Origin of the sequence: Stenotrophomonas sp. (assembly GCF_032099025.1) — a bacterium.
Taxonomy (GTDB): Bacteria; Pseudomonadota; Gammaproteobacteria; order Xanthomonadales; family Xanthomonadaceae; genus Stenotrophomonas.
This window is the reverse complement of sequence record NZ_DAMCID010000016.1, coordinates 97,934-104,313: the sequence shown is the minus strand read 5'-3', so window position 1 is coordinate 104,313 and position 6,380 is coordinate 97,934. Positions and strand designations below refer to the sequence as shown.

The following is a 6,380-nucleotide window of genomic DNA, read 5'->3' as shown; positions in this document are numbered from 1 at the left end:
CACCGCGGGTGGAGGTCATCCTGCTGTCGCGCAACTCCGCCGACACCGGGCTGCGCATCTTCAATTCGATCCAGCATTACGACCTGGGCATCATCCGCGCGACGTTCACCGCCGGTGAGCCGACCTGGCCGTATGTGAAGCCGTTCGGTACCGATCTGTTCCTGTCGGCCAACCCCGAGTCGGTGCGGCGTGCACTGCGGCATGGGATCGCGGCGGCGACGATCCTGCCCAAACCGCCGGGCGAGACCATCGCCGCGGCCGAGCAGGTGGATCTCAGCAAGCCGCTGGGCCAGCTGCGCATCGCCTTCGATGGCGACGCGGTGATCTTCGGCGATGAAAGCGAACGCATCTCGCGCGAGCAGGGCGTGGAGGCGTTCGGCCGGCATGAACGCGAAAACGCGCGTGAGCCGCTCAGCGGCGGTCCGTTCCGCAATTTCCTGTCGGCACTGCACACGCTGCAGGCGGTGTTCCCGTCGGGCGAAGATGCGCCGATCCGCACCGCGCTGGTCACGGCGCGCTCGGCACCGGCGCATGAGCGGGTGATCCGCACCCTGCGCGAGTGGGGCGTGCGCCTGGACGAGGCGCTGTTCCTGGGCGGCCGCCACAAGGGCCCGTTCCTGGAAGCATTCGGCGCGGACATCTTCTTCGACGATTCGCAGCACAACATCGACAGCGCCCGCCAGCATCAAAGCGTGGCCGCCGGCCACGTGCCGCACGGCGTGGCGAACGATTGAAGGTAGGTCACGACCGTTGGTCGTGACACATCGCCGGTAGGTCACGACTGTTGGTCGTGACACCGATCAATCGAGCGGAAGCTCGATATTCACCAGCTTCCACACCAATCCCTGCCGCTGCAGCACGAACACCATCGGCGCGCCCTCCGGCGTGTGGGTGGTGGCGGTGAATCGTGACGTCGACTCGAAGCGATGTGTGGCGCCCTCCAGCGGCCGCGCCGCACGCGGCGCGGCATAGGCGTCATTGCTCTCGAGGTCATTGCTGGCCCGCTTCCACAGCGTATGGCCTTCCATCAACGCACCGATCCCGGTCGGCGTCACCATCGCGTCCACCGCCGTTCCGCTCAACTTCTGGCCAGCGGTCAGCAGCAGCGCGCCAATCAGGTTGGACTGCACGTCCGGCCCAGCGCGCCGCACCATGTAATCGTCCAGCTGCGCGCGCAGGTTGGCACGCAGCATCGGGAAGTCCACGTACCGGTCCAGCGTCGAGGTGTCGCGCTGTTCAACCGCTGCGGCCAGCCCACGCAGGGTCAAATACGGCCCGCTGACCAGCCAGCCCGCCAGCAGCACCACGACCAGTCCCAGCAGCAGAAGCAGTTTTTTCATGTCACCAGCTTGCCGCAGCCCACGTCAACGCTGGGTAGAGTCGCGCTGTATGACCAAGGGGCGCCGTTTCGACGAACGCATCGCCATGCGCGCGGCGCCCACCGCCGGTCTCGGGACGGAGTTCGTGCGTGTAGGCACCGGAAGCGACCCACCCTCAAAACTCCAGATCCAACGCAGCACACAGATAGTCCACAAACGGCCCCAGCGCCACCAGATCCTTCGCCAGCGTCTGCCGCAGCTTCGGCCCGGTCATGGTGGCATCGTCCAGCGAGCGCCAGAACACCCAGTTGCGGTGCTTGAGGTCGTCGATGAACTCGAAATCCGGCTCGAAGCCGCGCGGCGCGCGCACCAGCTTCTCGCTTTCCTCGAAATCGAACTTCTTCCGAAGCGCAGGCGCATGCGCGGCCGCCTTCCAGGCGCCGGGGTTGTCCACGATGAAGTGGCGCACCTTGCGCTGGGTGGCCGGCTCGGGGTGCCACAGACCCGCGCCGACGAAGCTCTCGCCCGGCTGCAGGTGGATGTAGAACGACGGTGCCGGCACCTGCTTGCGGCGCTCATGGAACAGGCGCGCGCCCTGCCAGCTTTTGTAGGGCGACTTGTCGTTGGAGAAGCGCGCATCGCGGTAGATGCGGAACAGCGAACCACCCACGCCGCGCGGGTCGGAACGGAAGTGGGTGCTGACCTCGGCCAGGTCCGGCTGCAGGTCGGTGATCAGGCGCAGGAACGGCTGCCGCACATGCTCCTCGTATTTCGCCTTGTGTTCGTTGAACCAGGTCTTGTCGTTGTTGCGCGCCAGGCCACGCAGGAAGGTGAAGCTGGCGGGACTGAAATAGCTGCTCACAGGCTCTGCTCCAATTGGGTGCCCCAGTCGCCCAGCTGCTGCAGCAGGGCGAGCTTGGCGGGGTCGGCCGCGTGTTCGACGGCCAGGGCGTCCAGCTGCGCGCGGAACTCGCCCAGGCGCTGCTCGCCCAGCGCGGTGTCGCCAAACAGGCGCTGCCGACGGTAGTCGTTCCAGCGCTGGCGTTCGGCGGCATCCAGGGTGTGCGGGTGGTTGCGTGCGCGATAGCGGAACAGCAGCTCCGGCATGCGTGGGTCCTTCAGGCGCTCGGCGAAGCCGGCCAGTTCGGCCGGCGGGCTGGTGCGCAGGCGGGCCATCAACGCCTTGTCGCCGTCCGCCAGGAAGCCGTCGTAGAGCGAGGCGTCCACGTCACTGACCGTGGCTGTGCGTTCACCGCCGTAGACCTGCCGTACCTTCTCGACCAGCGCCGGGCCGGCCTCGCGCACACGCGCGGCATTGGCCTCCACGGTCGCCACGTCGATGCCCAGCCGGGCATGGTCGGACGGGCGCAGGTGGTTCCAGGCGACCAGCGCGGGCACCTTGTTCAGGTGCACTTCCTTGAGCGGCACGCGCTGCTCGCCCTCGGCCAGGTCTGCCGCCCGCGTGTACAGGCGGGCGGCCAGCGTTTCGGCCGGCAGCGCGAGCAGGCCGTCGATGTCGCCTTCCAGGTCGAGCGCGATGACCCGGTTGTTGATGTACGGGTGCCGCGCGATCGGCAGCACCGGCGCGGCGCACATGCGCTGGGCGGGGTAGCGCATGGACACGTGCAGCACCGGCTGCATCGCGTCCACATCGAGCAGGCTGCCGACGAAACGCTTGTCGCGCAGCTTCAGCGCGTACTCCCACAGCCGCGGCTGTGACTGCCGGAACAGCCGTGCCATGCCGATGGTGGCATGCACGTCCGACAACGCTTCGTGCGCATCGCCCTGGCGCACGTCATTGGCCAGCGCCAGGTGTTCGAGCTTGAACGAGGTGGCGCCGTCTTCGCGTTGCGGCCAGGCGATGCCCTCGGGGCGCAGCGCGTGCGCCAGGCGCAGCATGTCCAGCAGGTCCCAGCGCGAATTGCCGTTGCGCCACTCGCGCTCGTAGGGATCGTAGAAATTGCGGAACAGCCCGTGGCGGACGAACTCGTCATCGAAGCGCAGCGTGTTGTAGCCGAGCGTGCAGGTGCCCGGGCGCGCCATGAGGTCGTTGATGCGCGAAAACGCCTCGGCCTCGCTCACCCCTTCGGCGTGCGCGTGCTGCGGGGTGATGCCGGTGATCAGCGTGGCGATCGGCGAGGGCAGCAGGTCGTCGGCGGGCTTCACGTAGAAGCTCACCGGCGTGTCGATGATGTTCAGCGCGGCATCGGTGCGGATGGCGGCAAACTGGGCCACGCGGGTGCGGCGCGGGTCCTGGCCGAAGGTTTCCAGGTCGTAGAACAGGAAGCTGTCGTCGGCCATCAGTGCGCGCCCTCCAGCACCGGCAGCTGCGCGTGCACGATACGTTCCAGGGCGTCCCAGTCGATAGGGTCCAGGCTGTCGTGGCCGGCAGTGGCGTCCGCGAGGATGCGCCGTTGCAGTTCGGTGCGTTGCAGCGCCACCGCGTACGGCGTGTGCAGGAAGGTCACCATGGTGTAGTGCGGCACGAAGCGGGTCGGCCAGCGTGCCTGCAGCTGCTGCTCCAGCTCGCGCTGCAGCAGGAAGGCCGGGTCGGCCACGCGGTCGCGCATTTCCAGGTAGTTCTCCAGCGCCATCTGCTGGATGGCCTCGGCATTGGGCTTGCGGTCGCGTTCGAACGCGGCGAAGGCGCCGGCCAGACTGTCCTGCTCCAGCAGGTGGCCGGCCAGGGCAACGCAGTCCTCGAACGCGCAGTTCATGCCCTGGCCGTGGAACGGCACCATGGCATGGGCGGCATCGCCGATCAGCACGGCGCGGCCCTGCAGGTGCCACTGGCGCAGGTGCAGCGTGCCGAGCAGGCCGGGCGGGTGTTCTTCCCAGTCGCGGCGCAGGTTGGGAATCAACGGCAGTGCGTCGGGGAAGTCGCGCGCGAACAGCGCCTCGGCCTCGGCACCGCTGTTGGTGGTGGCGAAACTGGGCTCGCCTTCGTTGGGCAGGAACAGGGTGACGGTGAAGGTGCCTTCGTCGTTGGGCAGCGCGATGCACATGTAGTTGCCGCGCGGCCAGATGTGCAGGGCATTGGCGTCGATGCGGAAGCCGCCGTCCTCGGTGGGCGGGATCTCCAGCTCCTTGTAGGAGTGGTCCAGGAAGTCGATGCGCTCGTCCAAGGGGTGCTTGCGGTTCATCGCCGCACGCAGCGCCGAACCGGCACCGTCGGCGCCGATCAGCGTATCGAAACGGATGTCGTGCGGGTGGTCGTTGCGGTCATCGATGAAGCGGGCGTAGCCGGCATCGAAATCGACGGTGTGCAGGCGGCGGTGGAAATGCACCTGCGCACCGGCATCTTCGGCCAGCTGCAGCAGCGTGGTATTGAGGTCCTTGCGGTGGATGGACCAGATCACTTCGCTGTCGTCGCGGCCATAGCGCTGCAGCTGCGGTTCGCCGTGGCGCGGGTGGACCATGCGCCCGCGCATCATGACCGCCTTGGCCATCACCGCGTCTTCGACGCCGGCCTGGCGCAGGGCATTGCGACCGCGCTCGGCCAGGGCCAGGTTGATCGAGCGGCCGGATTCGTAGTCGCTGATGCGCGGGTCGCCGCGACGCTCATACAGGGTGATCCGCCAGCCCTGGCGGGACAGCAGGATGGCCAGCAGGGAGCCGGCCAGGCCGGCGCCGATGATGCTCAGGGAGCGGTGTGCAGTAGCGATCAAGAGCGGTTCCGCGAAGGAGGGGGAGTGCGGCTCAAAGTCCGGCCCAGGATTCCACTTCCTCGACGAAGTGGTGCAGGTCAAGGTAGCGGTTGTACAGCGGGGTCGGTGAGATGCGGATCACGTCGGGTTCGCGCCAGTCGCCCAGCACGCCGACCGTCTGCAGGTATTCAAAGAGGTGGCGGCCGCGCTCGCGGCCATCCACGACACGCAGTGACAGTTGGCACCCGCGCCGTTCCGGCTCGCGCGGGGTGAGCACCTCGAGCACACCCGGCAGGCGGGCACGGACCAGGGCGTCGAGCAGGCCGGTGAGCTGCAGGGACTTGTCGCGAAGCGCCTGGATGCCACCGGCCTTGTCGACCACGTCCAATGCCGCGCGCAGCGGGGCGAGCCCCAGCACGGGCGGGTTGCTGAGCTGCCAGCCTTCGGCACCCACGGCCGGCACGAACTGCGGCGCCATCTTGAAGCGGGTGGCTTCCTCATGACCCCACCAGCCGGCGAAGCGCGGCAGGGTGTGGTCGCGGTGATGGCGCTCGTGCACGAAGCAGCCGGCCACGGCGCCCGGACCGCTGTTGAGGTACTTGTAATGGCACCACACGGCGAAGTCGGGGGCGATGTCGTGCAGCTGGAGCGGAACGTTGCCCACCGAATGGGCCAGATCGAAGCCCGCCCGGGCACCCTGCAGGCGGGCCATGCGGGTGATCGCGTCCAGGTCGAACACCTGGCCGCTGCGGTACTGCACGCCCGGCCACAGCACGAGCGCCAGGCGCGGGCCGTGTTCGGTGATGGCGCGCTCGATGGCCTGCAGCGAAATCGTGCCGTTGGGCTCATCGGGCTGCACTTCGACCAGGCAGGTGGCCGGGTCCAGGCCATGGAAGCGGATCTGCGATTCCACGGCGTGGCGGTCGGTCGGGAAGGCGCCGGCCTCCATCAGGATGACCGGCCGCGCGGCGGTGGGCCGGTAGAAGCTGACCATCATCAGGTGCAGGTTGACGCTCAGGGTGTTCATGGCGACCACTTCGCTGGGCAGGGCGCCAACGATGCGGGCCAGCTGCGCATTGACCAGGCGGTGGTAGCCCAGCCACTGGGTCTCGCCGGTGAAGTGGCCTTCCACGGCCAGCGCACCCCACTTGTCCATCACCTCCTGCACGGCGGCCTTGGCCGCACGCGGCTGCAGCCCCAGCGAGTTGCCGACGAAGTACGTCTGGTCGCGATGGTTGTGCTGCGGGAACACGAACTCACCGCGCAGGGCGCGCAGGGGGTCGGCAGCGTCCAGGGCCACGGCATGGGTGCGACTGAGGATCTCGGACATGGGGCGATTGAGGTTGTCTGTGAACAGACAGTCTATCTGTGTGTCCTGCCTATGGGCTGAATCCGACGTGGGGGGTGAAGGCTG

At 68.0% G+C, this 6,380-nt stretch carries 6 protein-coding genes; 1 reads left to right on the top strand and 5 read right to left on the bottom strand.

Annotated features, from left to right (window positions below; translation table 11 throughout):
- Window positions 1-734 (top strand): 5'-nucleotidase (locus tag RT456_RS12895; RefSeq protein ID WP_313347271.1); only part of this gene is annotated, 734 nt, incomplete at its 5' end.
- A 66-nt stretch (window positions 735-800) separates the two neighbouring features.
- On the opposite strand, the gene RT456_RS12890 is transcribed toward RT456_RS12895, so the two are convergent.
- The 5 genes from RT456_RS12890 to kynU all read right to left on the bottom strand — a co-directional run bounded on the left by RT456_RS12890 (window position 801) and on the right by kynU (window position 6,296).
- On the bottom strand, window positions 801-1,340 hold the full coding sequence (locus tag RT456_RS12890) for a DUF2939 domain-containing protein (RefSeq protein WP_313347269.1): 540 nt from the start codon (window positions 1,338-1,340) through the stop codon (window positions 801-803).
- 154 nt (window positions 1,341-1,494) lie between these two features.
- Window positions 1,495-2,181 carry a DUF2461 domain-containing protein gene (locus tag RT456_RS12885; RefSeq protein WP_313347267.1) on the bottom strand — a complete coding sequence of 229 codons (687 nt, stop codon included), beginning with the start codon at window positions 2,179-2,181 and terminating at the stop codon, window positions 1,495-1,497.
- Window positions 2,178-3,620 (bottom strand): exodeoxyribonuclease I, encoded by a 1,443-nt coding sequence (sbcB, locus tag RT456_RS12880; protein WP_313347265.1) that lies wholly within the window; start codon window positions 3,618-3,620, stop codon window positions 2,178-2,180. The genes RT456_RS12885 and sbcB overlap by 4 nt, the downstream gene beginning before the upstream one ends.
- On the bottom strand, window positions 3,620-4,987 hold the full coding sequence (locus tag RT456_RS12875; protein ID WP_313347263.1) for an NAD(P)/FAD-dependent oxidoreductase: 1,368 nt from the start codon (window positions 4,985-4,987) through the stop codon (window positions 3,620-3,622). The genes sbcB and RT456_RS12875 overlap by 1 nt, the downstream gene beginning before the upstream one ends.
- Window positions 4,988-5,018: 31 nt before the next feature.
- Complete coding sequence (gene kynU / locus RT456_RS12870; protein ID WP_313347261.1) at window positions 5,019-6,296, bottom strand: kynureninase; 1,278 nt, start codon at window positions 6,294-6,296, stop codon at window positions 5,019-5,021.
- Window positions 6,297-6,380: the final 84 nt, after the last annotated feature.

Excerpts from the sequence above, each read along its gene's own strand:
- RT456_RS12890 (WP_313347269.1), bottom strand. The coding sequence starts at position 1,340 with ATGAAAAAACTGCTTCTGCTGCTGGGACTGGTCGTGGTGCTGCTGGCG.
- sbcB (WP_313347265.1), bottom strand. The coding sequence starts at position 3,620 with ATGGCCGACGACAGCTTCCTGTTCTACGACCTGGAAACCTTCGGCCAG.
- kynU (WP_313347261.1), bottom strand. The coding sequence starts at position 6,296 with ATGTCCGAGATCCTCAGTCGCACCCATGCCGTGGCCCTGGACGCTGCC.